The sequence below is a fragment of the Streptomyces sp. NBC_00669 genome (assembly GCF_036226785.1).
In the GTDB taxonomy this organism is placed as follows: Bacteria; Actinomycetota; Actinomycetes; order Streptomycetales; family Streptomycetaceae; genus Actinacidiphila.
The window spans coordinates 4348957-4374718 of the sequence record NZ_CP109018.1 but is presented as its reverse complement, the minus strand read 5'-3'; the positions used below and the strand labels follow the sequence as shown (position 1 = coordinate 4374718).

At 73.5% G+C, this 25762-nt stretch carries 26 protein-coding genes; 7 read left to right on the top strand and 19 right to left on the bottom strand.

The window, feature by feature from the left end; all coding sequences use genetic code 11:
• Positions 1-30 precede the first annotated feature (30 nt).
• The 3 genes from OG896_RS18045 to OG896_RS18035 all read right to left on the bottom strand — a co-directional run bounded on the left by OG896_RS18045 (position 31) and on the right by OG896_RS18035 (position 1558).
• Positions 31-333: an alpha/beta hydrolase gene (locus OG896_RS18045; protein WP_329366696.1), complete on the bottom strand. Its 303-nt coding sequence runs from the start codon at positions 331-333 to the stop codon at positions 31-33.
• Positions 330-785 carry a hypothetical protein gene (locus OG896_RS18040; RefSeq protein WP_329366694.1) on the bottom strand — a complete coding sequence of 152 codons (456 nt, stop codon included), beginning with the start codon at positions 783-785 and terminating at the stop codon, positions 330-332. Before OG896_RS18040 ends, OG896_RS18045 begins: the two co-directional genes overlap by 4 nt.
• A gap of 149 nt (positions 786-934) precedes the next feature.
• Positions 935-1558 carry a DUF998 domain-containing protein gene (locus OG896_RS18035; protein WP_329366693.1) on the bottom strand — a complete coding sequence of 208 codons (624 nt, stop codon included), beginning with the start codon at positions 1556-1558 and terminating at the stop codon, positions 935-937.
• Positions 1559-1986: 428 nt separating this feature from the next.
• Here OG896_RS18035 and OG896_RS18030 point away from each other — a divergent pair, with 428 nt between their 5' ends.
• Entirely contained in the window at positions 1987-3135 is a 1149-nt protein-coding gene (locus tag OG896_RS18030) for a peptidoglycan recognition protein family protein (RefSeq protein WP_329366691.1), read from the top strand.
• Here OG896_RS18030 and OG896_RS18025 read toward each other — a convergent pair.
• The gene (locus OG896_RS18025) at positions 3132-4433 is read right to left on the bottom strand and encodes a TDT family transporter (protein WP_329366690.1); all 1302 of its coding nucleotides are present in this window, start codon (positions 4431-4433) and stop codon (positions 3132-3134) included. The genes OG896_RS18030 and OG896_RS18025 overlap by 4 nt on opposite strands.
• A gap of 70 nt (positions 4434-4503) precedes the next feature.
• Here OG896_RS18025 and OG896_RS18020 point away from each other — a divergent pair, with 70 nt between their 5' ends.
• A complete protein-coding gene (locus OG896_RS18020; protein ID WP_329366689.1) occupies positions 4504-5436 on the top strand; it encodes a LysR family transcriptional regulator in 933 nt (310 codons plus the stop codon).
• A gap of 72 nt (positions 5437-5508) precedes the next feature.
• On the opposite strand, the gene OG896_RS18015 is transcribed toward OG896_RS18020, so the two are convergent.
• The 4 genes from OG896_RS18015 to OG896_RS18000 all read right to left on the bottom strand — a co-directional run bounded on the left by OG896_RS18015 (position 5509) and on the right by OG896_RS18000 (position 8670).
• Entirely contained in the window at positions 5509-6135 is a 627-nt protein-coding gene (locus tag OG896_RS18015) for a DUF5994 family protein (protein WP_329366688.1), read from the bottom strand.
• Between the two features lie 184 nt (positions 6136-6319).
• The gene (locus tag OG896_RS18010) at positions 6320-6682 is read right to left on the bottom strand and encodes an STAS domain-containing protein (RefSeq protein ID WP_329366687.1); all 363 of its coding nucleotides are present in this window, start codon (positions 6680-6682) and stop codon (positions 6320-6322) included.
• Positions 6683-7083: 401 nt separating this feature from the next.
• Positions 7084-8295, bottom strand: coding sequence for a PP2C family protein-serine/threonine phosphatase (locus tag OG896_RS18005; RefSeq protein WP_329366685.1), 1212 nt, complete (start codon positions 8293-8295; stop codon positions 7084-7086).
• 129 nt (positions 8296-8424) lie between these two features.
• Positions 8425-8670: a hypothetical protein gene (locus OG896_RS18000; protein WP_329366683.1), complete on the bottom strand. Its 246-nt coding sequence runs from the start codon at positions 8668-8670 to the stop codon at positions 8425-8427.
• A 77-nt stretch (positions 8671-8747) separates the two neighbouring features.
• Between OG896_RS18000 and OG896_RS17995 the strand changes: the two genes are divergently transcribed.
• Positions 8748-9323 (top strand): GNAT family N-acetyltransferase, encoded by a 576-nt coding sequence (locus OG896_RS17995; RefSeq protein WP_329366681.1) that lies wholly within the window; start codon positions 8748-8750, stop codon positions 9321-9323.
• A 32-nt stretch (positions 9324-9355) separates the two neighbouring features.
• Here OG896_RS17995 and OG896_RS17990 read toward each other — a convergent pair whose 3' ends face one another.
• From OG896_RS17990 to OG896_RS17975, 4 genes are all read right to left on the bottom strand, one after another.
• Entirely contained in the window at positions 9356-10240 is an 885-nt protein-coding gene (locus OG896_RS17990) for a carbohydrate ABC transporter permease (protein WP_329366679.1), read from the bottom strand.
• The gene (locus tag OG896_RS17985) at positions 10237-11235 is read right to left on the bottom strand and encodes a carbohydrate ABC transporter permease (protein ID WP_328467018.1); all 999 of its coding nucleotides are present in this window, start codon (positions 11233-11235) and stop codon (positions 10237-10239) included. Before OG896_RS17985 ends, OG896_RS17990 begins: the two co-directional genes overlap by 4 nt.
• Before the next feature lie 12 nt (positions 11236-11247).
• Positions 11248-12588, bottom strand: coding sequence for an extracellular solute-binding protein (locus OG896_RS17980; protein WP_329366677.1), 1341 nt, complete (start codon positions 12586-12588; stop codon positions 11248-11250).
• Positions 12589-12927: 339 nt separating this feature from the next.
• Positions 12928-14091 (bottom strand): LacI family DNA-binding transcriptional regulator, encoded by a 1164-nt coding sequence (locus OG896_RS17975; protein WP_329366675.1) that lies wholly within the window; start codon positions 14089-14091, stop codon positions 12928-12930.
• Positions 14092-14251: 160 nt separating this feature from the next.
• Between OG896_RS17975 and OG896_RS17970 the strand changes: the two genes are divergently transcribed.
• Positions 14252-16195, top strand: coding sequence for a glycoside hydrolase family 2 protein (locus OG896_RS17970; protein ID WP_329366673.1), 1944 nt, complete (start codon positions 14252-14254; stop codon positions 16193-16195).
• Between the two features lie 118 nt (positions 16196-16313).
• Here the strand turns inward: OG896_RS17970 and OG896_RS17965 are convergent, their stop codons facing one another.
• Together OG896_RS17965 and OG896_RS17960 are read right to left on the bottom strand one after the other, a co-directional pair.
• Positions 16314-16856, bottom strand: a complete 543-nt coding sequence (locus tag OG896_RS17965; protein WP_328467026.1) for a hypothetical protein — start codon at positions 16854-16856, stop codon at positions 16314-16316.
• Positions 16857-17039: 183 nt separating this feature from the next.
• Complete coding sequence (locus OG896_RS17960) at positions 17040-17483, bottom strand: protein-tyrosine phosphatase family protein (RefSeq protein WP_329366670.1); 444 nt, start codon at positions 17481-17483, stop codon at positions 17040-17042.
• Positions 17484-17559: 76 nt separating this feature from the next.
• Between OG896_RS17960 and OG896_RS17955 the strand changes: the two genes are divergently transcribed.
• Both OG896_RS17955 and OG896_RS17950 read left to right on the top strand, forming a co-directional pair.
• A complete protein-coding gene (locus OG896_RS17955; RefSeq protein ID WP_329366668.1) occupies positions 17560-19128 on the top strand; it encodes an MFS transporter in 1569 nt (522 codons plus the stop codon).
• 132 nt (positions 19129-19260) lie between these two features.
• Entirely contained in the window at positions 19261-19743 is a 483-nt protein-coding gene (locus OG896_RS17950) for a MarR family winged helix-turn-helix transcriptional regulator (protein ID WP_329366667.1), read from the top strand.
• 27 nt (positions 19744-19770) lie between these two features.
• On the opposite strand, the gene OG896_RS17945 is transcribed toward OG896_RS17950, so the two are convergent.
• Positions 19771-20013 carry a hypothetical protein gene (locus OG896_RS17945; protein ID WP_329366665.1) on the bottom strand — a complete coding sequence of 81 codons (243 nt, stop codon included), beginning with the start codon at positions 20011-20013 and terminating at the stop codon, positions 19771-19773.
• A 274-nt stretch (positions 20014-20287) separates the two neighbouring features.
• Here OG896_RS17945 and OG896_RS17940 point away from each other — a divergent pair, with 274 nt between their 5' ends.
• A complete protein-coding gene (locus OG896_RS17940; RefSeq protein ID WP_329366663.1) occupies positions 20288-20932 on the top strand; it encodes a class I SAM-dependent methyltransferase in 645 nt (214 codons plus the stop codon).
• A gap of 56 nt (positions 20933-20988) precedes the next feature.
• Here OG896_RS17940 and OG896_RS17935 read toward each other — a convergent pair whose 3' ends face one another.
• The 4 genes from OG896_RS17935 to OG896_RS17920 all read right to left on the bottom strand — a co-directional run bounded on the left by OG896_RS17935 (position 20989) and on the right by OG896_RS17920 (position 25739).
• On the bottom strand, positions 20989-22401 hold the full coding sequence (locus OG896_RS17935; RefSeq protein ID WP_329366662.1) for a hypothetical protein: 1413 nt from the start codon (positions 22399-22401) through the stop codon (positions 20989-20991).
• A gap of 341 nt (positions 22402-22742) precedes the next feature.
• Positions 22743-23579 carry a carbohydrate ABC transporter permease gene (locus OG896_RS17930; protein WP_329366661.1) on the bottom strand — a complete coding sequence of 279 codons (837 nt, stop codon included), beginning with the start codon at positions 23577-23579 and terminating at the stop codon, positions 22743-22745.
• A gap of 1 nt (position 23580) precedes the next feature.
• Positions 23581-24474: a carbohydrate ABC transporter permease gene (locus OG896_RS17925; RefSeq protein WP_329366659.1), complete on the bottom strand. Its 894-nt coding sequence runs from the start codon at positions 24472-24474 to the stop codon at positions 23581-23583.
• The gene (locus OG896_RS17920) at positions 24471-25739 is read right to left on the bottom strand and encodes a sugar ABC transporter substrate-binding protein (protein ID WP_329366657.1); all 1269 of its coding nucleotides are present in this window, start codon (positions 25737-25739) and stop codon (positions 24471-24473) included. The genes OG896_RS17925 and OG896_RS17920 overlap by 4 nt, the downstream gene beginning before the upstream one ends.
• Between the last annotated feature and the right edge of the window lie 23 nt (positions 25740-25762).

Genomic DNA, 25762 nt, shown 5'->3' with positions numbered 1-25762 from the left:
GCCAGGCGGTCGCGCCGCCCGGCGGAGGGGTCAGTCCGCCGCCGGACAGGTGCCGGAGCGGGGCGGCCGCAGTCGTATGAGGAAGCGGGTCACGGCCGCCGCCACGCAGCCGTGGGAGGTGTCCACGCCGTGGCCCGCCGCGTCCACGGTGACCATCGCCGCGCGGTGGCCGAAGGCGCGGAGGGTCTGGCGCGGGGCGGCGGGGCCGGCGCCGCGCAGGCACCCCGCGGCGAGTAACAGGGCGAGGGCGCCGGCCGTGCGCCCCCGCGGGCGGCGCGCCCGCAGCGGGGCAGCCGGAGAGAGCATCGCCGGAGAGGTCGTCGGGGCGGTCATCGCGCCACAGCCGTCTGCACGCGGCCCAGCAGCACCAGGCGCTGCACGCTGAGCACGATCCCGAAGTAGAGCAGGACGCTGGCCGAGCCGAGGCCCGAGCTGATCACGTCGTCGATCAGCAGGTGGAGCCCTATGCCGACGATCCAGAGCACCGCGGTGAGCGGGCCGCCCTTGCGGAGGGTCTGGCCGCCCTCCTGCCACACGGTGAGGGCGAAACCGCGGACGGCGGCGAGCGCCACCCCGATCGCCAGGCTCAGCGCCAGCAGCGAGACGTCCCGGCCGGACAGGCTGTGCTTCGAGGTGAAGGAGACGGTCTCGATCACGCCCACCACGATCAGGACGAAGCCGAGCCGGGACCTCTCGCGCACCGGGCGCGTGGACAGCTGCCGGCTCAGCAGCCAGACCAGGACCACCACGGCGACGGCCACATTGATCAGACCGTTGGAACCCACGGGTCAACCCGCCCTTCGACAGTCAGCGGAAGGAGAACGCCTTCCATGCTGCCGATTCGCCCCCGCGAGCGGACCAACCCACGGGTTGAACCTGGCTGAACCCGGGTGGAGATCCGCGTTCCACCCCCGGGTGGAGAGAACGGCTCGGGCTACGTCCGCGCCTGTGCCACCGCGGCACGGTGGCGGGCCTGGCGCCGGGCCTGCCACAGGCAGGACGCCACGACCACGACCGGCCACACCGCCTGCACCGAGGTCACGACGCGCTCGGCGACACCCGCCGCGCCGTCGCTCTCCACCTCGAACAGGAACCAGGCCGCCCCCACCCACATCAGCGCGCTGACCACCACCGACGGCACGAACCGCAGACCCCATGGCGCGCGCCGGCCGCGGCGGGTGGCGAAGACCGGCCACAGCGCCAGAAGGGTGAATCCGACGCCGACCACGGCACCGTGCGACATCGAGCCGCCGGTGCGCGGCGCGGGGAACACCGTCAGCAGGATCGCCGCCACCCCGCCGCCGGCCAGACAGAGCCGTCCGGAGAGTTTGGCGGCGCGCAACCCCCACGCGGTCGCCATGTAGCAGGTTCCGACGGCGATCAGCGTGCCGGTCAGCACCAGGTATCCGCGATGGTTACCGGCGGCGAGCACGCTGATCGTCTGCGTGACAGGGTTGTATCCCGGCTCTTCCAGGAGTGTGGCCGTGGTGAATCCCACGACCAGCAGAACAGGGGCACAGCTCGACGAGATCAGCGCCCACCAAGCCACAAGTCGCATTAGTCCATGATAAAACCGTCACATCGCACGCGCGCATCCTGCGAGTTCCGCGCGGTGCCGGATCGAACGTTTCCAGCCGCGCCGCACGCGCGTTCGCCGCGCATGTGGCGAGCGGCCCCGCGCCCTCCTGACGTGGCACCGTCCGCCCTCCCGACGTGCGGCATGCACGTTCCGCGAACGCGGCCCCGCCCTCCGTCCTCCCGGCACGCACCCCTCCGTCCTCCCGGCGCGCACTCGGCGCTCCCCCGTATACGGACCGACCCTCCGCCGCGGGGCGAAAAGCCGCGCATGCACGGCCTTTCCGGGACATCCGGCGGCGGTCGTCGTGACGATCTCGAAGAGTTTCTGGTGAAGCGTCAGTCGGCCGCATATTCTCCGGGTGCCACTGGCGGCCGGGAGAGGCCGCCACGTTCGTCACGGGAGACTGCATGGCCGTCCACGAGCACGAGGTCGATCGGCGCACGCTGTTCAAGGTCGGCCTGGGAGGGGCCGTGGCCGCCGTCGTCGGCACCGAACTGGCCTTCCCCGGCGCCGCGCACGCCGCGGGCGCCGCGCCCGAGACGCCCTCGGCGGAGTTCCCCTGGATCATCGACTGCGACACCTGGGGCGCCCGCCCGCCGTCGAGCCCGATCCAGATCACCGGCAACGCCACCAACAAGATCATCCTGCACCACATGGCGTTCCCGAACGTGACCGACTACTCGCGTGACCACGCGATCCAGTTGGCCAAGGACTGCCAGAACCTGCACATGGACACCAACGGCTGGGCGGACACCGGCCAGCACTTCACCGTCAGCCGCGGCGGATACGTGCTGGAGGGCCGGCACCAGAGCCTCTCGACGCTGGAGACCGGCGAGCACCAGGTGATCGCCGCGCACTGCCCGGGCGAGAACGGCAACGCGATCGGCATCGAGAACGAGGGCACGTACATCACCGAGACCCCGCCCGAGGCGCTGCTGGACTCGCTGGTGGAGCTGTGCGTCGCGGTGTGCCGGCAGTTCGGCCTGAACGCCTGGGACATCTTCGGGCACTGGGACTTCTACACCACGGACTGCCCCGGCATCGCGTTCTACGCGCAGTTCCCGATGGTCCGCAGGCGCGTCCTGGAGGCGATGCACACCCCGCACGCGCAGATCCCGGCCCGCCGCTGGCCGGACATCTGGCGGTTCGTCGACGGACCGGTGGTCGAGGTCGCGCAGTACCTCCTCGACAACGCCGGCTACGCCCTGGCCACCGACGGCAACTTCGGCCTCGACATGAACGACGCGGTCGCGGACTTCCAGACCACGCACGGCATACCGGTCACCGCGGACTGCACCTTCGACGCCACCACCTGGGAGGCACTCGCCCCTCGCCTCGACAAGCACGCCACCGGACTCCCCGTCAGCGCGCTCCAGTTGATGCTGAGCCGCAAGGGCTACGGCGACGTCACCGTCAGCGGCGCCTACGACCACGCGACGATGAAGGCCGTGCAGGGCATGCAGCGCCTGCACGGCCTCACCCCTGACGGCAAGGTGGACCTGAGCACGTGGTGCGCCGTCGTCGGCGGCTCGGTGCGCGAGGCGTTCGACTGCTAACGCCCGGCTGACCGGCCGGCCATGGCGCCCGCACCGGCCCCCGCGCCCGTACCCGCACTGGCCCCCGCGCCTGCCCCCGCACCCGCGCCTGCCCCGGCACCCGCGCCTGCCCCCGTACCCGCGCCCGCTGCCGCTCCCGGCAGCGGCGCGGGGCGGAAGAGGCCGCCGCGGGCACTGTTCGCGGCGGTCCGGGCGGCGACGGTGAGCCAGGCGGCGACGAGGAGGACGTAGAGCGCGACCGCCGCCGTCTTCAGGGGCGTCGAACCGAGGTGGACGGCGAGCGCGCTGGTGCCGGTGACGCAGGTGCCGACCGGGAAGGTGAAGCTCCACCAGGTCAGCGAGAAGGGCAGGCCAGTGCGGAAGGTGCGCACCGTGACGCTCGCGGCCAGCGCGAGCCACATCATGGCGAAGCCCCAGGCGGGGATGCCGTAGAGGAAGCCGAACGCCTCCGCCGCGCCGGCGTACGGGCGGGGCAGGGCGAGGTGCGCGACGTTGCCGAGCAGGTTGGCGGCGGTGACGGACTGGCCGAGCGGGCCGAGCACGATCCACAGGGTGGGGACCATGGCGGCCGGGCCGACCGAGTGGTGGACCAGCCGCCCCCAGATCTGGGTGATGATCACCACGCTCGCGAAGAGGCTGATGCCGAACATCGCGTAACAGCCCAGCAGCAGCGTCAACCGGCCCTGGCCGGGCGCGAGATGGGGGACGAGCGCCGCGCCGGTGGCGGCCGAGACCATGGGCGGCACCACCGGCATCAGCCAGCCGCCGAACGCGGAGTCGGCGGACGCCTTGCCGCCGGTCATCACCCGGTACGGAATCCACACCGCGGTGACCAGCCCGAGCGCGGTGCCCGCGGACCACAGCACGACGTCGACGACGACGGCCGTGTGCAGCCCGATCCAGTCCTGCCCGAGGGAGAGCGTGCCCGCGCCCACGGTGAGCAGCGCCATCGGCGGGGCGCCCCAGAAGTACGCCATCACCGGGTGGTGCGCGTGTCCCCTGGCCTGCTCGCGGTGCCGGGTCCAGTGCACGGCCCAGGCCGCGGTGAGCGCCACCAGCAGGAACGCGGCGAGCGCCCAGACGACGGTGGCGGCCGTCCGCAGCCCCGGCGCGTGCACCGGCAGCGTCGCCGCCGCGTTCGCGGTGATGCCGGTGCCCATGACCGAGGCGTACCAGTTCGGGCCGAGGTGCCGGAACAGGTCGGACGGGTGGTCGAGTTCGCGCAGCAGGCCCCAGGGAAGGCGGTGCGCCGGCCGGGGTCCGCCGGATCGCGGCGATGCGGCGAGCGAGGTGGTCATGTCCCCACCTTCGGGCCGGGCCGGGACCGCCGGTAGGGAGCAATACGGCATGGCGCCATAGACTCGACTTATGCCTTTGACCAGCCGGGTGAGCGACCTGGGCCCGTTCGACCTGCTGCTGTCCGTGGCGCGCCTGGGCAGCCTGGGCGCCGCGGCGCGCGAGCACGGCATCAGCCAGCCCGCGGCCAGCTCCCGGATCAGGTACCTGGAGCGGCGTACGGGGGTCACGCTGCTGGAGCGCTCGCCGCAGGGCTCGCGGCTGACCGCGCAGGGCTCGCTGGTCGCCGACTGGGCGCGTACGGCGCTCGACGCGGCCGCCGCGCTGGAGGCCGGCCTCACCTCGCTGCACCTCAGCGCCGAGGCGCGGCTGCCGGTGGCCGCGAGCATGACGATCGCCGAGTACCTGCTGCCGCACTGGCTGGTGCGTTTCCACGCGGCGGTCGAGGGCACCGCTGTCGCGCTGACCACCGGGAACTCCGACGAGGTGGCCGCGGCCGTGCTGAGCGGCGCCGCGGTGATCGGGTTCGTGGAGGGCCCGGCGGTTCCGCGCGGGATCACCGCGGACCCGGTCGGGCGGGACGAGCTGACCGTGATCGTGCACCCGGAGCACCCGTGGGCCCGCCGCCGGCCGCCGGCCGCCGTCACCCCGGACGAGCTGGCCGCGACCTCCCTGGTCAGCCGCGAGCACGGTTCCGGAACCCGGCTCTACCTGGAGCGCGCGCTGCGGGCCAGGACCTCCCGCCCGCTGGCCGCGCCGGTCATCGAGGTCTCGTCCACCACCGCGATCAAGACGGCGGTGGCCGAGGGGGTGGCGCCGGCCGTGCTCAGCTCGCTCGCGGTCGAGCGGGACCTCGCGGCCGGCACCGTCGTCGCGGTCCCGGTCGACGGGCTCGACCTGACCCGCACGCTGCGGGTGGTGCACCGCACCGGCCAGGAGTTCTCCGGCGCCGCCCGCGAACTCGCCGCCATCGCCCGCCGCTGGGCGCCCCCGGCGCCGCGCTGAGGGCTCGGCCGTGCGCGCGGTTCGGCCGCGTGGAGGGCTCGGCCGTGCACACGGTTCGGCCGCGTCGCGGGCTCAGTCGTGCGCGCCCGCGACCGAGGGGAGGCCGTCGGCGACGGTTCCCCCTTCGGAGGTCCACACCGCCTCCATGTCCTGGTCGGTGGACGCGGCGGCGTCCGGGCCCTCCGTCCCGTGGCCCGCCTCTGCCATCAACTGGCTCGCCGTCATGGGCCGTTGCGGGTCGGAGGTGGCCGCCATCAGCCGGTCGGCCGTGTCGGGGTCGGTCTCCGGGGGGATCACCAGGAGGTCCCAGCGGCCCACCTGGTAGGAGAGCAACATCACGCTGTGCGGGTCCTGTTGCTCAGCGAACCAACCGACCTTCACCACGTGCCCCGGCACCGGGACCTTGTGCGGGACGATCGGCCAGTAGGTCGGGTTGACGGTGACCCGGGTGATCCGGTCCCATCGCGCGTCGAGGGCCTCGATCAGCCCGGGGAGTTCCGCCGTCAGGTCGCGGGAGTAGGGCCACCAGGCGCCGTCGAGCAGGGCGCGGGCGGAGCCGGGCCGGGCCAGTGCCAGGCGCAGCGCGGGACCCGCGGACCGCTCGGCGGTCGGCCGGTCGGAGGCCGGGCCGGGAGCGGCCGGGTCGGGAGTCGTCGTGCCGTCGTGGGAGTTCCGCATGGTCGGAGTGAGCGTGTGCATGGCGCGAACCTTGGTCCGGGACGGTGCTGGACCGGTCCCGGCGTCGTCGATCGCCGAAAACGACACAAGCGTGGTCGCCCGTGCGCGAAATACCCTCGGTGGCTCAACCCTACTCTTCGGCCGGTCCGGGAGCCGGTGCCGTCATGCAGCCGCTGTCATGCAGCCGCCGTCATACGGCCGCCGTTCACGCGGCGCGCGCGGCCGGTCCGGGCACGGGGACCGCGGCGGGCTCGTCGAGAAGGAGGGCGGCCGACCCGGTCAGCGCGAACACCCGCGCCACCGCGGGCGCCGGGTGGTGCAAGCGCAGCACCCCGCCTGCCTCGGTGGTGCGCAGCGCGACGGCCAGGAAGGCGTTGATGCCGCTGCAGTCGCAGAAGCTGACGGCGGTGAGGTCGACGTCGATGGTGCGTATGCCGTCGAGCAGGCACCGTCCCAGGGTTTCGCGTATCAGCGGTGCCGAGTCGAGGTCCACCTCGCCGGTGAGCGTGATCATCGCGCGGTTCTCCGTGTCGTGGCGGTGGGCGTGGAGCGCGTGCGGCAGGGACATGATGTGCCTCGGTTCACGGGACCGCCCCGGGCTGTCCGGGTGCGGTCGTACGTCGGCAGGCGGCGGAGGGGCGAGGTGCCGTTCCGGCGGCTCGTGGGCGACGGACGTCGGGTCGGCGGGGAAGCGCGGGTTCCTCGGAAGGGTGTGGCGCCGGCGGACCGGAGGACCGGTGCGCGTCGACGGGCATCCGTACGCGGAACACGTACGGGAGGGCGTTTGCCGCCGGGGTCCAGGACGTCGTAGAAGCAGCATAGCCCGTGTGGCGCAAGCCGGCGTGGTGGCGTCCGGCGGGCGCCGGCGGCGTACGGCGTCTGGCGTGCGGCGGGCGTTCGCGGTGCGCGACAGGCGTCGGCGGCGCATGGCGTGCGGCGTATGGCGGGCCCGGCGTACGGCCCGTGCCGTCAGTCCAACGTCGCCAGGTGGTCGGCCGTCCCGCCGCGCCACTCGATGAGCAGGATCGTCGCGTCGTCGGTGGTGACTCCGCCGCGGGCCTGCTTGAGCGTGTGCGAGAGGTCCTGCACCATCGGCCGGACCCGGTGGTGCCGCAGGCTCACCTCGGAGATCACCGAGGTGAGCTGGTCGAGTCCGAACTCCTTCCCGCCCGAGCGGTGTTCCTCGACGAGACCGTCGGTGAAGCACAGCACGCGGTCGCCCTTGCGCAGCGTCTGCTCGCTGACCACGGGTTCCTGGCCGCCGAAGCCCACCGGGAGCGTGGTGGTGCCGTGCAACTGCCGGATGTCGTCGTGGCCGCGGATCAGCAGCGGCCACGGATGGCCGGCGTTGACCCACCGCAGCCGTCCGGTCCTGACGTCGAGCTGCATCATCTGGGCCGTGACGAACTGCTCGGGCCCGAACTGCGCGGCGATCACCTCGTCCATGTAGGCGTAGATCCCGGACAGGCCGACGCCGCTCCGGCGGGAGTGCCGGTAGGCGCCGATCGCGGCAGTGGCCATCACGGCGGCGCTCAGGCCGTGCCCCATCGCGTCGATCATGGCGACGTGCAGGACGTCCTCGTTGAGGGCGTAGTCGAAGCTGTCGCCCGCGACGTCGTAGGCGGGTTCGAGGATGCCCGCCAGCTCGACCTGGGGCACCGCCATGCGCAGCGGCGGCAGCAGGGACCACTGGATCTCGGCGGCCACGCTCATCGGGGCCCGGCGCCGGGTCAGGGTGAAGACGTCGGTGTAGCTGTCCTTGGTCACCACCATGTCGGCGACCAGGCCCGCCAGCCGGCGCAGCAGCCGGCGGTCGTCGTCGTCCACGACGTCCAGGGTCACGGCCATGACGCCCACCTGGTCGCTGCCGTCCAGCAGCGGCAGGAACATCCGTGTCCCGCCGTCCTGGTCGACCTCGATCGTCTTCGCCTCCAGGAAGGCCGTGCCCGCGTGCGACCCGGACACCGGCTGGGGCTCCTCGACGAAGAGCCGCCGGCCGCGCAGCGGCATGAGCATCAACTGCTCGTAGTCCTGGAGCAGGACCGACACGTCGCGCCCGCCGATGCGGGTGACCTCCTCCGCGACGAGCGGGGCGATCAGCTCGGGCGGCATCTCGTGCGCCCGGTCCAGCAGGAGGCCCAGCAGGCGCTCCCCGAACCCCTCGGACCGATCGACCGTCATACCGCGGGGCTGCCGCCGGTGTTCTTCCACACCCCTGCATAGCATGGGAAAAGGCGCCAACACGGTGAAGCGCACCGATTCACGGCGATACGGGCGCCGGGGCCGGTCGCGCCGCCGGGCGGGCGAAGGTCAGCGCAGCGTCTCCGCGGTGCCGGTCTCGGCGTCGACGGCCACCCGCAGCGGCAACGACCTCCGGTTCCAGGCGTCGCTGGCGGGCGCGCGGAAGGTGAAGACGAGCGACGGCCGGGACCCGGTCGCGGTCTGTACGTCCTGCACGGCGGGTCCGGTGACGGTCCACCCCGCGTTCTTCGAGCCGCCCTCGGTGAAGTGCGCAACGGCTGTACGGCGTGCCTCGTCGGTTTCCATGCTCGCCATGGTCGCACCTGCGGGCCCCGGCGGACGGCCCTGTACGTTAGGTCGCGGATGGTGGCGGGCGGAGCGACGGAGGCGGAATGCGGCAGGGGCGAGTACCGCAGGGGCCGGTGCGGGGGCGCGGCCGGGACCTGGGGGTGTCCGTACGCCCGCGCGTCGCGGCCGACCTCGAAGGCTGCGCGAGGGTGCTCGCGGCGGTGCACCGGCAGGACGGCTACCCGGTGAACTGGCCCGCCGAACCCGCGGGTTGGCTGTCGCCGTCCACGCTGCTCGCCGCCTGGGTGGCCGAACTGGACGGCGCCGTCGCCGGCCACGTGGTGCTCTCCCGCAGCGGCCCGGACGACCTCGCGCCGGCGCTGTGGGCGGCGGAGGCGGGCGCGGAGGCGGGCCAGGCCGCCGTCGTCAACCGGCTCTTCGTGGCACCGGCCGCGCGTGGCCACCGGATCGGCGCGCGCCTGATGGCCGAGGCGACCCGGGCAGCCCACGACCTCGGTCTGCACCCGGTGCTCGACGTCGTGGCCACCGACACGGCCGCCGCCGCCCTCTACGAACGGCTCGGCTGGCGCCTGCTGGCCACCACCGAGCAGCGCTGGAGCCCCGAACAGACCGTGTCCGTACGGTCGTACGCGGCTCCCGCCGTGCCTCCGCCCGACTGACCGGGGCCGCCCCGGCCGGAGCCGCCGCGCCGCTACTTCAGGCCGGTGGTCGCGACCCCCTGCACGATCTGCCGCTGGAAGACCAGGAAGACGGCGATCAGCGGGAGGAAGCCGAGCACGGAGGACGCCATCACCTCGGCGTACTGGATGTTGCTCGGGTTGACCAGCGATGCCAGACCGACCGGCACCGTCTGGGACTTGGTCTGGCTGAGCACCAGCAGCGGCCAGAGGAAGGCGTTCCAGGAGCTGATGAAGGTGAGGATGGCGACGGTGGCGACCGCCGGGCGGGAGATCGGCAGGCAGACGGACCGGTAGATCCGCCACCAGCTCGCCCCGTCCAGCCGGGCGGCCTCGATCAGCGGCGTCGGGATGCCCTGGAAGAAGGAGTGGAAGACGAAGACCGAGACCGGGGCGGCGACCGACGGGAGCACCAACGCCCAGTAGGTGCCCAGCAGATGGAGCGAGCGGTACTCGATGAACTGCGGCAGCACCAGCCCCTCGGTGGGCAGCATCAGCCCGGCGACCACCAGCGCCATCACCACGTTGCGCCCGGGGAACTTCAGCAGCGCCAGCGCGAAGCCGGCCATCGAGCAGAACGTCACGGTGAACAGCACCGCGAGCGCGGCGATCACCAGGCTGTTGAGGTACCAGTAGCCGAGCGGGTAGTTGTCCCACGCGTAGGAGTAGGCGTGGAAGGACCAGCCGCCCGCGAACGGCGAGGTGGGCTTGGCGGTGATCGACCCGTCCGAGCGCAGCGAGGTGATCAGCGCCCACACCAGCGGCACCAGCCAGATCAGCGCGAACAGCGTCACGCACACCGCGCACAGCCGGTTGAAGAGCTTCGCTCCGTTGGAGCGGTCCGCGATCGCCGCCGGCGCCGGGGTGCGGCGCCGCCGCACGGGGGCAAGGGTGGTCATGAGGTCCTCCGTTCGGCCCGCGGTGCCGGCCGTTCGGCGGCCCGTTCGGCGACGGTCGTACGGCGGTGGCGCAGCCCGTACCAGACCGCCGAGATCGCGACGATGATGACGAAATAGACCATGGTGGCGGCGGCGCCGTAGCCGCCGCGGTACGACGTGAACCCGGTGTCGTAGATGTACTCGATGACCGGCCGGGTGGACTGGTTCGGGCCGCCGCCCAGCAGCAGGTAGATCTGGTCGAACACCTTGAGCGAGGCCAGGATCTGCAGGATGAGCACCAGGCTGGTGGTGCGGCCGAGCAGCGGCACGGTCAGGAAGCGGATCTGCTGCCACGGGCTCGCGCCGTCGATGGCGGCGGCCTCGTACACCTCGGGCGGCACGTCCTGGATGGCCGCGGTGTAGAGGACGAAGTTGAAGCCGAAGGTCCACCACAGGGTCATCAGCACCACGGCGGTCCAGCCGCCCGAGGTGGAGCCGATGAAGTCCGGCGAGGTCAGCCCGACCGCGCTGAAGAGCTTGGGGACCAGCCCGACCTGCGGGGTGTACATCCACAGGAAGACCAGCACGACCACCGACGACGGCACGACGTAGGGCGCGAAGAACGCCAGCCGGTAGAAGACGGTGCCGCGCCTGATCCGGGAGGCGAGGACGGCGAAGGCGAGGGCGAGCACCACCAGCAGCGGCGTGGTCAGCAAGGTGAACAGCACCGAGTGCCACATCGCCGACCAGAAGAGCGAATCCTCCAGCACGGCACGGTAGTTGGCCAGGCCCACCCAGCCGCCCAGGCCGCTCTTGACGGTCGTGGTGTTGAAGAAGCTCACCACGACGCCGACCAGCAGCGGGCCGATCATGAACAGCAGGTAGATGATCAGGAAGGGGGAGCTGAGCAGCAGCCCGGCCCGCCGGTCGGAACGCGGCGCGCGCTCCCGGTCCGTGCGCAGCGTGACGCGGCTGGTGGGCCGCTCGGCGGGCCGCTCAGAGGCGATGGTCGTCATGGTGGCGGCCTCCTATCCGATGGTGACCGGCGGTCGGGCGGTGGTGTAGCGCTTCAGGTCCGAACGCAGCCGGGAGACGCCCGACTTGGGGCTGAGCCGCCCGGCGATGACCTCGATGACGGTCGATCCCACCGTGGTCTGGAAGTCCGAGCCGGCGCCGGTGTACCAGGCGACCGGGTCGTACACCGCGTTGAACGCGGCCTGCACGTAGTTGCGTTGCGGGGTCTGGTCGAGGAAGGCCGTGCTGCGCTGGGTGGACAGCCAGGCCGGCACATGGCCGCCGTGCGCCCAGATCGCGCTGTTGTCGAGCAGGCTCTTGATGAACAGCGCCGCGTGCGCGGTGCGCGCCGAGGACCGCTTGCCGCTGCGCGGGATCACCAGCGAGTGCGAGTCGGCGTAGGCGACCGGCTTGGGGCCGAGCAGCGCGGGGAAGGGCACCACGTTGAAGTGGAAGCCCTTGACCCCGCGGTAGGTGGGGATCTGCCACTCGCCGTCGAAGAGGAAGCCCGCCTTGCCGGTGGAGAACAGGGCGTTCACCCCTGAGCCGGTCAGGCTCTTGGGCATCAGGCCGCCCGCGGTCAGGCTCTGCATGAACGCGAACGTCGACCGCGCCGCGTCGTCGTCCACGTCGACCTTGGTGCCCGCGTCCGTGACGACCGGACCGGCGATGCCGGAGTAGATCATGCTGAAGTAGCGCCAGCAGGTTGACGGGTCGGCGGTGGTCGACATCACCGCGCCGTACTGCGCGCCGGCGTCCTTCATCGCCCGGAGCGCGTCGGTGAACGCGGCCCCGTCCTTCATCGGCTTCAGGCCGTCGCCGGCCGCGTCGAGCAGCCCGGCCTTGCGCGCCAGGTCGGTGTTGTAGAAGAGCACGAACGGGTGGGTGTCCAGCGGCACCGCGTACACGGTGCCGTCCACGGTGGCCTTCCTCCACGCGGCGGGCGTGAACTTGTCCGCGGTGATGCCGAGTTCGCCGACGCCCGCGTCCTGCACCGGTTCCAGCAGCCCGGCCGCGGCCAGCAGCGGCAGCCGGGACAGGTGCGCGATGCCGACGTCGGGCGGGGTGCCGCTCGCCGTCGCCAGCGCCAGCTTCGTGTAGTACGGGTTCCCCCACCCCAGGATGGTCGCCTCGACCGACAGCCCCGGGTGGGCCTTGCGGAACGCGTTCTCCATCAGCACCATGTTGGCACCGTCACCACCGGTGAACAGGTTCCAGAAGATGACGTCCGCGGTGTCCGGCTGCGTGCCGGCCAGACCCGTGGCCAACGGGGAAGAGCACGCCGCGAGTCCTCCGGACAGGGCCAGCCCTCCACCGAGCGCCAGGAACCGGCGGCGCCCCAACGCTCCGCTCATGGGCGTATTCACCTCGTTAATTCGATGTGAACTCGATGCCGGAGACCTTGGCATAGGATTTGCAACGTTGCAATAGATCGGCGGCAAGTCCCTTCGAGGGCGAGGCGGGACATACCCGGAGGTCGGTGACGTACGGCAGGCCCGCGCCGCCGCGCGCCCGGTCCGGGACGGGCGCGGGAACGGTGGACCGGTGCACACCGGGCCGGCGCGGAGGCCGGGTACGGGCGCGCGCGGGGGCGGGGCGGGGGAAGAGCGGGCGCCGCCGCCGCGGGGTGCCGCTCCGGGGCCGGGGCCGCGCCAGTTCGCTTCCGGCGCGCGCTACTTCGCGGTCGGCGGACGCTACTTCGCGGTCGGCGGGCGCTGCGAGGACTCGCGGACCACGAGCCGGAACGGGGTCGCCTCCGAGGCGCCCGCCCAGTGCTGGGCGCCCTCCGAGGTGTCCTCCCCGGCGCCCTCCCGGCAGCCGGAGTCCCCGCCGTCCGCCGCGTCGTCGCAGGTCACACCGGTGGTGTCGGGGCCGGAGCCGGTGCCGGTTCCGGTGCGGGTGCCGGTGTCGCCCGGCCGGCCGGCGCCTCGGGTCTGCGCGTCCAGCAGGCTGAGCGCGCGTTCGGCGATCACGTCCAGGTCGGGTGCGATCGAGGTGAGCGGGGGGTGCGTGTACGCGCACTCGGGGATGTCGTCCACGCCCACCACCGCGACCTCGTCCGGCACCCGCACCCCCGAGGCGTCGAGCGCGCGCAACGCGCCCACCGCGAGCGCGTCGTTGAAGGCGAAGATCGCGTCGGGCAGCGGCCCGCTGCCCTCCAGCAGCCGCCGGACGGTCGCGTAGCCGTGCGCCCTGGTCCAGTCCGCGACCGGCTCGACCAGCCAGTTCACCCGCCGCACGCCGGCCGCGGAGAGCGCCTGCTGGTAGCCCTCGGCGCGCTGCCGGCCGTTCTCGCTGCCGTTCAGGCCGAGCGCGACGATCCGCCGGCAGCCCTGCGCGAGCAGGTGCTCCACGGCGGTGCGGGCGGCCGCCACGTTGTCGATGCCGACCCGCGGCAGGTGGTCGCCGACATTGTGCTCACCCAGCATGACCAGCGGAAAGTCCGGTCCGGTGGGCGGGACGTCGGCGGCCGGCACGGTGAGCGCGCTGAACAGCACGCCGTCGGCGACGTTGGTCAGGCCGCCCGCCAGGATGCGCCGCTCGACCTCGCGGTCGCCCCCGGTCGACTCCACGAGCACGGTGATCCCGCGCCGGGCCGCGGCCTGGATGACGGCCTGCGCGAGCGCGGCGAAGTACGGCTCCACCACGAACGGCACGGCCAGCGCGACGAACCCGGTGCGGCCCGAACGCAGGCCGCGCGCGAGGTAGTCCATCTTGTAGCCCAGCTCGTCCAGCGAGCGCTGCACCCGGGCCCGGGTCGCCTCGCTGACGTGCGTGTATCCGCTGACCACGTTGGACACGGTCCGCACCGACACACCGGCGTGCTCGGCGACGTCGCGCATCCTCACTCTGGCCACCGGGCGTTCCCCTCTGGTCGGAACGGTCGGGTCCGCTCGGGATGCTGCCTCTTGCATCGATGCAAATTATCGCCCAAGCTGGACGCCGACCTTGATCACACGAATCTTACGACCCCAGGTCGTGACGACGCCCGTTGCCGGGCAGGCAGAAGGAGGAGCCGTGAGGGCGAGCGAGCAGGACGGGTCGTATCCGCGGCCGATGCTATGCCGGGAGCAGTGGAGCAGTCTGGACGGCGAGTGGGACTTCGGGTATGACGACGCGGGGGTCGGCGAGCGCGAGTCCTGGTTCGCGACCGGCGGTCCGGCGGCGGGCGGTCCGGCGGCGGGCGGTCCGGGCGACGGCGCCGCCCCGTTCGACCGGCGGATCACCGTGCCGTTCCCGCCGGAGGCGCCGGCCTCCGGTGTCGGCGAGACCGGGCGGCACCCGGTCGTCTGGTACCGGCGCCGGGTCCCGCACGCGGTCCTCGTGCCGGACGGCCCGGCCGAAGGCGCCGCGGACCGGCGGGCGTTGATCCACTTCGGCGCCGTGGACCACCGCGCGCGGGTGTGGCTCGACGGGCGGCTGGTGGCCGAACACGTCGGCGGGCAGGCGCCGTTCACCGCCGACGTGACCGACGCGCTGCGGCCCGGCGCCGCCGAGCACGTCCTGGTGGTCCGGGCCGAGGACGACCCGGTCGAGCTCGCGCAACCGCGCGGCAAGCAGGACTGGCAGGAGCGGCCGCACGCGGTCTGGTACGAGCGGACCACCGGCATCTGGCAGAGCGTGTGGACCGAGTCGGTGCCCGCGCGGCACATCGCCGAGCTGGCGTGGACCACCGACCCCGCGCGCGGCGTGACCGCCGAAGTGACCCTCGCCCGCCCGCCGGCCACCCCGCTCGCCGTGGACGTGGTGATCCGCCGCGGCGACCAGGTGCTCGCCGAGACCTCGGCCGTGCTCCGGGGCCGCCGGGCCCGGATCGACGTGGAGATTCCCGCGCTGCGCAACGGCATCGACCGGGAGCAGCTGGTGTGGCGCCCGGAGCACCCGGTGCTGCTGGACGCCCGGGTCACCGTGCGCGATCCGGGCGAGGCCGGGGCCGGGGCCGGGGCCGGTGCCGGGGCGGGCGCCTCGGCCGGGGCCGTCGTGGACCAGGTGGACAGCTACGTCGGGGTGCGCTCCGTCGGCGTCGGGCGCGGCGCCTTCCTCCTCAACGGCCACCCCTACTACGTGCGTTCGGTGCTCAACCAGGGCTACCGCCCGCGCACCCTGCTGGCCAACGCCGGCACCGGGGAACTGCGCCGCGAGGTCGAGCTGACCAAGGCGATGGGCTTCAACGCCACCCGGATACACCAGAAGGCCGAGGACCCGCGGTTCCTGTTCTGGGCCGACCGGCTCGGCCTGCTGGTGTGGGGCGAGACCGCCGCGACGTACGACTTCTGCGGCGAGGCCGTCGAGACGCTGACCCGGGAGTGGCTGGACCTGGTCCACCGCGACCGCAGCCACCCGAGCGTGGTCACCTGGGTCCCGATCAACGAGAGCTGGGGCATCACCGACCTGGCCCGCGATCCCGCGCAGCGCCACTTCTCGGTCGCGCTCGCCAACCTCACCCGCGCCCTCGACCCGACCCGGCCGGTCGTCTCCAACGAGGGCTGGGAGCACGCCGACAGCGACATCCTCGGCGTGCACGACTACACCGCGGACCCGGCCCGGCTGACCGCGCGCTACGGCGACGCCGCCGCCTTCGACGCGGTGCTGGCCGGCCCGGGCCCGTCCGGCCGTGCCCTCTCGCTCACCGCGGCGCAGGCCGAACGGTTCGCCGCGGGCGACGCCCCGCTGATGGTCACCGAGTTCGGCGGGCTGTCGCTGCGCGCCGACGAGGGCGACTTCGCGTACACGTACACCAGCTCCGACACCCAGTACGCGGCGCTGCTGCGGGAGATGTTCGGCGCGCTTCTGCGCAGCCCGCTCGTCGCGGGCTTCTGCTACACGCAGTTCATGGACACCGCCCAGGAGACCAACGGGCTGCTCTTCGACGACGGCACCCCGAAGCTGCCGCTGGAGTCCATCAGCGAGATCGTCACCGGGACGAAGGGGGGCGGCTCCGCGCCGGGCGACTCCGAGTGACGGCCGGCGTCGCCCCGGGCCCGGTCGTGCCGGGGCCGGGGCGACGCCATGCCCGCGACGGTCGGGTCCGCCTGGGGCGCGTCCGCGCGGGGTTCCGCGCGCGGCGGCTCCGCCGGGGTCAGGCCCGCGGGGGCAGCGTGTAGAAGGGGACTTCCTGGTACGCGGCGAGGTTCGGGTCGTCCGCGGAGACCCGGCTCGGGGCGGCCGGGCAGAGCAGCCGTACGCCCTGGGCGCGTTCCTGCCGGGCGACCCACCGGGCCTGGCTCAGCATGCCCGCGCCGACACCGCTGAGCACGAGCCCCGCGGGGATGCCGGTGGTGTACGCGATGAGCAGCCCGACGCCGATCGACACGATCACCGTGGAGGTCATCGGGCGGGTGACGCGTTCGAAGGTCTCCTCCGGCGCGGTCACCACGGACTCGTCGGGCGCCGGTACCGCCGCCTCCAACCGGGTCCGGTACCAGGCGCGCCGCGGCCCGGCGGACCACGCGCAGGGTATGGCGAACAGCAGCGCCCCGATCACGGCCACCACCGCGCCGCTCAGCCCCTTGGTGTGCCCGAGCAGCACGGGCAGCGCCCCGGCCGCACCGGTCAGCACCGCGAGCGAGCCCAGTGCCCGGGCCGATCCGACGACGCCGACCAGGTCAGGTTTGCTGCTCACGCGTACTCTCCTCCGTCCGACTGTTCGATTCCCCGAAGGATCGTAACCGGACAGCGCCGCCGGACGCGGAGAGCCGAGCGTGCGGGGCTCGGTGCCAAGGCCGGCGGGAGCGGGTGTCGGAGCTGCCGGGGGCGGGCGTCGGAGCCGAGGGGGAGCGGGCGTCGGAGCTGGTGGGGGTGGTTGTCAGGGCCGGCGGGAGCGGGCGAAGGCGGTCACGAAGCGGCGTTGCCACGGCGTCTCGACGGCCCGGCGGGAGTAGTGCGCGCGGACGTAGCCGACGGCTTCGTCGCCGGGGACGCCGTCGAGCGCCGCGAGGCAGGCCAGCGCGGTGCCGGTGCGCCCGAACCCGCCCCCGCAGGCGATCTCCACGCGTGCGTCCTCCGCCCGCCGCCACAGCTCGGCCAGTGCCTCGGCGAACGCCGTACGGTCCGACGGCAGCCGGAAGTCCGGCCAGCGCACCCACCGCGCCTCCCACTCCACCGGCGGCGGCCGGCGCCCGAGCAGATGGACGGCGAAGTCCGGCGGCGGCCCCTCGGGCAGCGCGTTGCGCAGCCCCCGGCCGCGCACCAGCCGCCCGGACGGCAGCCTCAGCACGCCGGTGGCCGCCGGCTCCCACGTACCGCTCATCCGCCGAGGGTAGCCGCCGCGGCCCCGGCCAAGGACGGTCTCCGAACAGTTCGGTGACCGATGTATGCTCGGCCGTATGACGACGCGTGCGGGGACCCGGCCGGTGGACGGGCGTACGCGCTGGCCGGCGCTGCTGCTGCACGAGCGGGCCCGGCCGGACGCGGTGCGCGGCCGCCCGTACGCATGGCGGCTGGCCGTCGCGACCGTCTGCTTCGGCGCGTTCATGGGGCAGCTCGACGCGAGCATCGTGACGCTCACCTACGGCGGGCTGCGGCAGCGGTTCGACGCCTCGCCGGCCGCCGTGGAGTGGGTGTCCCTGGCCTATCTGCTGGTGCTGATCGCCCTGCTGGTGCCGGCCGGACGGCTGTCGGACGCGCACGGGCGCAAGCTGCTCTACCTCTACGGGTTCGCCGTGTTCACGGCGGCCTCGGCGGTGTGCGGGCTGGCCCCCTCGCTGCTGATGCTGGTGGTGTTCCGCGGTGTGCAGGCGGTGGGTGCCGCGCTGATGCAGGCCAACAGCGTGGCGCTGGTGACCACGAGCGCGCCGCGCGAGCGGATGCGGGCCGCGCTGGGCGTGCAGGCGGCGGCCCAGGCGCTGGGCCTGGCGCTGGGGCCCACGGTCGGCGGCGTGCTGGTCTCGACGCTGGGCTGGCGCTGGGTGTTCGGGGTGAACGTCCCGATCGGCGTGCTCGCGCTGGTCGCCGGGCACTACCTGCTGCCGCGGACCAGGGAGCGGCGCGGCAGCGGCGGTTTCGACTGGCCCGGGCTCGCGCTGCTCGCCGCCGCGACGGGCGGCGGCCTGCTGGGGGTGTCGGCGGCCTCGGGCCTGCCGGTGCCGGGCTGGGCGGTCGTGGCGCTGTTCGCGGTGGCGGCAGCGGCGGGCTGGGGATTCGTGGTGCGGCAGGGCCGGGCGCGTACCCCGCTGCTCGACCTCGCGCTGGTCCGCGGCCGTACGGTCTCCCTCGGGCTGGTCGGCGCGCTCAGCGGGTATCTGGTGCTCTTCGGGCCCCTGGTGCTGGTGCCCGTCGTGCTCACCGGGTCCGGCTCGTCCGAGCTGATCACCGGGCTGGTGCTCACCGCGCTCCCGGCCGGGTTCGCGGCCGCCGCGACCGGCGGCGACCGGGTCCTGCCGCGCGGGCTGTCCGACCGCGGCCGGTGCGTGCTGGGCGCGGGCGTGCTGACCGCCGCGACGGCCGCGCTGCTGGTGGTTCCGCTGACCGCGGGCCTGCTGGCCGTGGTGCTCGCCGTCGTCGGCCTGGGTCTGGGCACCTTCACCCCGGCGAACAACGCGATGATCATGGCGGCCATCCCGCGCCGGTCCTCCGGCACCGGCGGCGGCCTGGTCAACATGGCGCGCGGGCTGGGCACCGCACTCGGCGTCGCCCTGGTCACCCTCGCGCTGCACCTCGGCGAGCGGTACGGCCCCGCGGGCGGCGCCCTCGCCGGCGGTACGGGCGCGGCGCGCTGGGCGGCGGCGGTCCTGGTGGCGGCCGCGGCGGTGGCGGTGGCCGCCGCGTGGTTCGGCCCGCGGCCGCCGGGCCGGCGCCCGGACGGAAACGGAAACGAGGCCGGGGATGCGGACGGGGCGCGCGGCGGTTCCGCTTGCGCGGGGAGGGCGCCGGGCGAGGGCGCGCCGCGGCGCTGAGGAGTGGCGGGCGGCGGTTCCGGCCGGGCGCGCGGGTGCGGCGCGCCGGGCGCCGTACCCGGGTGTGCCGATGGCGTGCTTCCTTCCGGGCACGGCGATCCGAACCACCGGCCCGCGCCGTAGGCTTGGGCCATGTCGTCGCAGCCGACCCCCGAACTCGCCGCGTCCGGTGACGCCTCGGACGCCCGCCGGCTCACCGAGGCCGTGACGCGGCTGCGCCGCGCCCTGCGGGCGTCGATCCGCACCGACTACCCGTGGGAGACCCTGCCGATGGCGCAGGTCGAACTCCTCCAGGTGCTGGCCGAGCGCTCGCCGGCCCGGGTCAGCGAGTTGGCCACCCGGCAGCGGCTGGCGAACAGCACGGTCAGCGGCCTGGTCGGCCAGATGATCACGTCCGGCCTGGTCACCCGGGACGTCGACCCCGGCGAGCGGCGCGCCGCCGCCGTCGCGCTCACCGACGCCGGCCGCGAGCAGCTCGCCGCGTGGACCCGGGCCCACGAGCGGCGGCTCGACAGCGCGCTCGGCGCCCTCGACGACGCCGACCGCGACGCCGTACGCGCCGCGCTCCCCGCCCTGTTCCGCCTGGTCGACCACCTCAACGACGACCCGTCCTGAAGGGCGGCGGAGCGCCGAACGCCCAGGTCAGCTCCGTAGGACGATCTGCCAGACGATGGCCAGCCGGGGCGCCTCCAGCACCACCCAGTGGAAGGCCATCCCGGGCAGCAGCTCCGCGCGCCGCCCCACCCCGTCGGGCGTGCCCGCGCCCTGGGCGGAGGCGTCCGCCAGCCGGTCCAGCGCCTCGTGGATCTCGCGCTGCCGATCGGCGTCGTAGGTGCTCAGCTCCATCGAGACCTCGGCCGTGGTCGTCACCCTCAAGCCGCTCACGCGTCCACCTCTTCGTCCTGGTTCCGGGTTCCGCTTCGGCCGCGGCGGCCGGGCGGGCTGCTGCGGAACCGTCTGCCCTTGATCGCTCGCCGCAGCCGTACGTCTCCGCGCGTCCTCGTGCGCTCCTCGTCCCGGCGATCCCTTCCCCGATCCCGCGCACCCCTCCCACCCTGCTTGCCGTTCCGGCAACGAAGCTTGGCGTTACGGCAGAGGGCGACCCATGCTCGGCGGTGCACCGGAAGCGGTGCTCGCGACAGGGAGAGGAGCCGTCCGGATGGGCGAGGTGGCATCGGCGGAGGAGTACTGGGACGAGCGGTACGGCGGCACGGAACGGATCTGGAGCGGCCGGCCCAACGTGGCGCTGGTCCGCGAGGTGACCGGACTGGCGCCGGGTACGGCACTCGACCTGGGGTGCGGGGAGGGCGGGGACGCGATCTGGCTGGCCGGGCAGGGCTGGCGGGTGGTCGGGACGGACGTCTCCCGGCGGGCGCTGGAGCGCGCGGCCGGCCACGCCGAGCGGGCCGGGGTGGCCGACCGGGTGGAGTGGCGCCGGCACGACCTGGCCGTGGACTTCCCGGCCGGCCGCTTCGACCTGGTGTCCGCGCACTTCCTGCACTCACCGGTCGAGATGCCGCGCGAGGAGATCCTCCGGTCGGCGGCGGCCGCGGTGGCCCCCGGCGGGGTGCTGCTGGTCGTCGGGCACGCGGGCTGGCCCGCGGGGGACGAACCCCCGGACCTCGACGTGCACTTCCCCACCCCGGAGGAGGTCCACGCGAGCCTGGAGCTGCCGCCCGGCGGGTGGGAACTCCTGGTCGCCACCGAGTACGAGCGCGAGTTCACCGACCCCGAGGGCCGTACCCGGATGCGCCGCGACAACACGCTGAAGCTCCGCCGCGCGGCCGCGCTCACCTCCTCCTGAGGCCGGCCGGCGATCCGCGGGAGCGCCCGTACCCGCCCCCGGCGGCCCCGCGGCGGTCAGGACGACCGGTGCGGCGACAGCCGGTACAGGGCGGCGGCCCCGCCGTCGAGGGTGAGGGAGAGGTCCGCCGGGCGGCTCGCCCGCGGATAGGTCGCGGTGGACGGGTCGAAGCGGGAGACCGCCTCCACCGTCGACGCGTTCAGGCCGATCCGTAGGGTGGCCGACGAGTCCGGGTCGCGGTTGACGACGAGCAGGTGGCGGGTGCCGTCGTCGGTGGCGCCCTTGAAGACGCCGAGGATCGCCGGGTCGCCGGTGGCGCTCGTGAGGTGCGCGCCGGGCGCGAACGGCGTGGTGCCGGTCGGCGCCGGGGCGTCGTTGAGGTGCTGCACGGACTCCGAGACGAGCGGCTTGAGTTGGCGGCCGACCGGCTGGAGCCAGCCGGTGTTCAGCGCGGTGGCGGCGTCGTAGAGCGGGGTGCGCTCGCCGTCGGCGGTGATCAGGGCCTGGGTGTAGCCCTCGCCGCGGGCCGGGTCGGGGGTCCAGTAGGTGAAGTACTGGATGCCCTTGCAGCCGTACGCCAGGCTCACGTTCACCTGCCAGGACATCTGCGCGGCCGTCGGCGTGACATGACCGTTGAAGCCGGCGGACTGGATGTACGTCCAGGCCGGGACGCCCGCCGCCATCGCGGCCTTGCGGACGATCGCCCAGGTCTCGAAGTAGTCCGTGTCCAGGCCCTCGGTGAGGAACGGGTAGCGGTCGAAGGAGATCAGTGCGGGCTTGACCGTGTCGAGGTAGCTCTGCACGAAGCGGGTGTAGTGCGCGCCGTTGCCGCGGTTGATGTTGGCGTACGGCAGCAGGCCGGGGGTGGCCGTGCGGACGATGCCGGTCAGCGCGCCGACGGTGGGGAAGCGGTCGGTGCCGGGCTCGTCGTAGAGGCTGAGTCCGGCGAACGACGGGTGGCGCGCGTAGCTGCCGGTGGCCGACCGTATCCACTCGGTGGCGTCGGCGGTGGTGATCGAGGTCGGCACGCTGCGGTCGTCCGTGACGGTCATGTGCTGCGCGACCACGCTCACCCGCGGGTCCCCTGCGACCAGCACCTTCAGGCCCACCTGGTCGGCCATGCCCAGCGCCTGGTTCGCGCTGGCCTCGTCGAGCTGGTAGTTGCCGGTGATCAGGAAGGTGAAGCCCGCGTCGGTGATCTCCCGGTAGCGGGCGAGGGTGGTCTGGTACGGGTGCGGCGGCCAGTACAGGCCGATCGGGAAGTCCGGCCCGCCGGTGAGCGGCAGGTCGGCGGCGGGCGCGGGCGCCGCGCTGTCCGACGTGTTGGTCGCCGCGACCACCCGTCCCACCGTGGCGGCGCCGGCGGCGAGCACCCCGGCCCCCATGCCGGCCGCCTGAAGCAGCGCCCGGCGGTTCAGGCCGCGCGACGCACCGGGCCCCGAGGGCGCCGGAATTCTCCGTTCCGACACGGTCGCTCCCTCCGGGGCCCTCGTCGGGGGCCCGTTTCGTACCTTCTGGCCTCCAGGCAAAGTACGACACTAGGGGCACGTCTCCCTATAGCCGGTCGAAACTCCCCGCCTCCCCGCGGTGAAGACCGGGTGCCGCCCGGGGCGCGCAAATCCCGGGCCCCGCCTGCCGATCCGGCCCCCGATCGCCGCCGGGCGCCCGGGGCCCACGTGAGCGATCCCACACCACCGCGGGCCCGCCCCGCGGCGGCGGCTCCGGCGGGGCGCCGCGTGGGCGCAGAGTGAGGGGTCGGGCGCTGTTGGTGAAGGGGGTCCGGTGGTTCAGGGGAATGATGCCCAGGGCGTCAGTCGTCGATGCCGGAGCGCTCGACACCCGCCACGATGTGCCGCTGGAGCAGCAGGAAGACCAGCAGCAGCGGCAGGATCGACACCGCCGACGCGGCGAACAGCTCGTGGATGTTGACCACTTGGGCGGTGGTCAGGGTGGACAGCGCGACCTGGACGGTCCACGTCGACTGGTCCTGCCCGATCACCAGCGGCCACAGGAAGGAGTTCCAGGCGCCGATGAAGACGATCGTGGCGACCGCCGCGAAGACCGGCCGCGAGTTGGGCACCACGATCCGCCAGTACGTCCGCCAGTAGCCCAGCCCGTCCACCTTCGCGGCGTCCTCCAACTCGCCGGGGAAGCCGAGGAAGTACTGCCGGAAGACGAAGCAGGCGAACGCGGAGAAGAGCGTCGGGATGATCAGGCCGCGCAGCGTGGAGATCCAGCCGAGCGAGGAGACCAGCACGAAGCTCGGCAGGAAGGTGACGGCCGCCGGCACCATCATGGTGCCGAGGATCGCGTAGAAGACCTGGTCGGCGTACCGGTAGGGGATACGGGCCAGGCCGTAGCCGGCCAGCGACGCCAGCAGCACCGTGCCGACGGTGGTGGTGACCGCGATCAGCGCCGAGGTGAGCAGCGCGTGGGCCATCGGCAGCGCCGGGTCGTCGAAGACCTCGGTGACGTTGGACCAGTGCAGGTGGGCCGGGAAGAAGGTCCACTCCGGCGAGGTGATGTCCTGCTCGGTGGACAGCCCGTTGCGCACCAGCAGGTAGAAGGGGATCAGGAAGAGCAGCGCGAGCACCACCAGCAGCACCACGCGTATCGCGCGCCCGAGGGCGAGCAGGGCCTTGTCCACGTCAGTCCTCCCTCCTGCCCAGCCCGAACCAGCGCGCCTGGCCGACGGTGACCACCGCGATGATCAGCGCGAGGATCACCGCGCCCGCGCTGCCCTCACCGAGGTTCTGCCCCTGCCCGAGCGCGAGGTAGTAGAGGTAGACCAGCGGCGGCCGGGCGTAGGGCGGGTAGCCGCGGGAGTCGCTGAGCAGGTTGTAGAACTCGTCGAACGCCTGGAACGCGTTGATGACCAGCAGCAGCGCCACCGCCACGGAGGTGGCCCGCAGCTGCGGGAAGGTGATGTGCCGGAAGACCTGCCAGCCGGGCCGCGCGCCGTCCACGGCGGCCGCCTCGTACAGCGGCGCCGGGATGCGTTGCAGGCCGGCCAGGAAGAGCACCATGTAGAAGCCGGCCTGTAGCCACAGCCGCACGGTCACGATCACCAGCCAGTACCACGGCGGGTGGGTGGTGGACAGCCACGCGACCTGGTCGGCGCCGAACCAGCCGAGCACGGTGTTGGCCAGGCCGAACCGCACCCCGTTGAAGATCGACATCTTCCAGATCAGCGCGGCCACCACGTAGGAGCAGGCGGTCGGCAGGAAGAACACCGAGCGGAAGAACGCCCGGGCGTATCGCAGCCGGTTGACCATCAGCGCCAGGCCCAGCGACAGCGCGAAGGTGGCGGGCACGATCAGCAGCGCGAACAGCCCGAACGTGCCCAGGCTGTCGGTGAACGCCCGGTCGCGGAGCATCGACGCGTAGTTGTCCAGGCCCACGAAGTGGTGCGGGGAGACCGTGTTGTGCGCGTCGAAGAAGCTCAGGTACACGCTCCACAGCAGCGGAACGTAGGTGAACAGCGCCAGCCCGGCGGCGAACGGTCCGACGAACGCCCAGAACCACAGCGTGCGGTGCCTCACGGCTTCTTCCGCACCCGCTGGAGCTCCGCGGCGGTCGTGCGGACCACCGCCTTCAGCTCCGAGCCGGGGTCCGCGCCGTCCTTGATGATGCGGCTCAGCGCGTCCTGGTACGAGGTCTGGCTGGCCGGCGTCCACAACAGCGGCTGGGCGTAGCCGTGGTCCGTGGTGTACGACACGGCGTCGGCCGCCGCGCCCTGGCGCAGCTTGGCCGCCTTCCTCGCCAGCGAGATCCGGGCCGGGATGTGGAAGCCGTAGGAGAGCGCGAAGTCCTCCTGGTAGTCGGTGCGGTCGACCCACAGCCACTTCACGTACGCCTTGGCATCGGCCTGGTGCTTGCCGCGCGCGTTGACGGCCGAGCCGTACGCGCCGACCGGCACCGTGGGCTTGCCTGCCGCGCCGTCCGCGGGGAACGGCAGCACCCCGAAGTCGTCACCGAGCGCCTTCTGGACCGCGGGCAGCGCCCACAGCCCGGACCACTGCATCGCGGTGAGCCCCTGGACGAAGGCCGACGGGTCGGACCAGTCGGCCGGCGCGCCCAGCAGCAGCGACTTGTCGGCGTACAGGTGGTGGAACTTGCCGAGGGTGCGGGCGGCGGCCGGGTCGTCGAAGCCGACCTGGCCGCCCGCGGTGACCAGGCTCAACCCGGCGGCGTATAGCGGGGTGCCGCCCAGCACCCCGGCGCCGCCGTCGTTGCCGAGGAACAGGCCCTTGACCTTCTTCGTGGTCAAGGCGCCGGCCGCGTCGATCAGTTCGTCCAGGCTGGTCGGCGGCTGGACGTGCGCGTCGGCGAGCAGGCTCTTGCGGTAGTAGAGCATCTGCATGTCGATGACCTGGGGGACGCCCCAGATCTTCCCGTCGTACGTCTTCGGCGCCAGCACCGCCGGGTTGAAGTCGTCCTTCACCGCGGCCACCAGGTCGGTGAGGTCGGCCACCTGGCCGCCCTGGATCTGGTCCAGCGTCGGGCTGCCCTCGAAGACGTCCGGGCCCGAGGAGGTCAGCAGCGCCGCGGCGGTCTGCTGGTCGTAGTCGCCGGGCCGCCACTGCACCTTCACCTTCGCCGGGCGGTACGCGGCGGCGTACCGGCGGACGGCCTGCTCGGTGCCCGCCTCGCCGTACTGGTGGTACCACTGCTGGAGGGTGACCTCGCCCCCCTTGCCGCCCCCGCCGTCGCCCCGCCCGGTGTCGGACCCGCACGCCGCGGTCAGCGCGCCGGTGAAGGCGAGGCCGCCACCGGCACCGAGCAGTCGTCTGCGGCTGAACGTCATCTCGCGTCTCCCGTCGTCGCCCT

Excerpts from the sequence above, each read along its gene's own strand:
- OG896_RS17940 (WP_329366663.1), top strand. The coding sequence starts at position 20,288 with ATGGGCGAGGTGGCATCGGCGGAGGAGTACTGGGACGAGCGGTACGGC.
- OG896_RS17955 (WP_329366668.1), top strand. The coding sequence starts at position 17,560 with ATGACGACGCGTGCGGGGACCCGGCCGGTGGACGGGCGTACGCGCTGG.
- OG896_RS18020 (WP_329366689.1), top strand. The coding sequence starts at position 4,504 with ATGCCTTTGACCAGCCGGGTGAGCGACCTGGGCCCGTTCGACCTGCTG.
- OG896_RS18045 (WP_329366696.1), bottom strand. The coding sequence starts at position 333 with ATGACCGCCCCGACGACCTCTCCGGCGATGCTCTCTCCGGCTGCCCCG.
- OG896_RS17990 (WP_329366679.1), bottom strand. The coding sequence starts at position 10,240 with ATGACCACCCTTGCCCCCGTGCGGCGGCGCCGCACCCCGGCGCCGGCG.
- OG896_RS18010 (WP_329366687.1), bottom strand. The coding sequence starts at position 6,682 with ATGTCCCTGCCGCACGCGCTCCACGCCCACCGCCACGACACGGAGAAC.
- OG896_RS17995 (WP_329366681.1), top strand. The coding sequence starts at position 8,748 with ATGCGGCAGGGGCGAGTACCGCAGGGGCCGGTGCGGGGGCGCGGCCGG.
- OG896_RS17950 (WP_329366667.1), top strand. The coding sequence starts at position 19,261 with ATGTCGTCGCAGCCGACCCCCGAACTCGCCGCGTCCGGTGACGCCTCG.
- OG896_RS17960 (WP_329366670.1), bottom strand. The coding sequence starts at position 17,483 with ATGAGCGGTACGTGGGAGCCGGCGGCCACCGGCGTGCTGAGGCTGCCG.
- OG896_RS17920 (WP_329366657.1), bottom strand. The coding sequence starts at position 25,739 with ATGACGTTCAGCCGCAGACGACTGCTCGGTGCCGGTGGCGGCCTCGCC.
- OG896_RS18035 (WP_329366693.1), bottom strand. The coding sequence starts at position 1,558 with ATGCGACTTGTGGCTTGGTGGGCGCTGATCTCGTCGAGCTGTGCCCCT.
- OG896_RS18015 (WP_329366688.1), bottom strand. The coding sequence starts at position 6,135 with ATGCACACGCTCACTCCGACCATGCGGAACTCCCACGACGGCACGACG.
- OG896_RS18000 (WP_329366683.1), bottom strand. The coding sequence starts at position 8,670 with ATGGCGAGCATGGAAACCGACGAGGCACGCCGTACAGCCGTTGCGCAC.
- OG896_RS17980 (WP_329366677.1), bottom strand. The coding sequence starts at position 12,588 with ATGAGCGGAGCGTTGGGGCGCCGCCGGTTCCTGGCGCTCGGTGGAGGG.
- OG896_RS18005 (WP_329366685.1), bottom strand. The coding sequence starts at position 8,295 with ATGACGGTCGATCGGTCCGAGGGGTTCGGGGAGCGCCTGCTGGGCCTC.
- OG896_RS18025 (WP_329366690.1), bottom strand. The coding sequence starts at position 4,433 with ATGACCACCTCGCTCGCCGCATCGCCGCGATCCGGCGGACCCCGGCCG.
- OG896_RS17985 (WP_328467018.1), bottom strand. The coding sequence starts at position 11,235 with ATGACGACCATCGCCTCTGAGCGGCCCGCCGAGCGGCCCACCAGCCGC.
- OG896_RS18030 (WP_329366691.1), top strand. The coding sequence starts at position 1,987 with ATGGCCGTCCACGAGCACGAGGTCGATCGGCGCACGCTGTTCAAGGTC.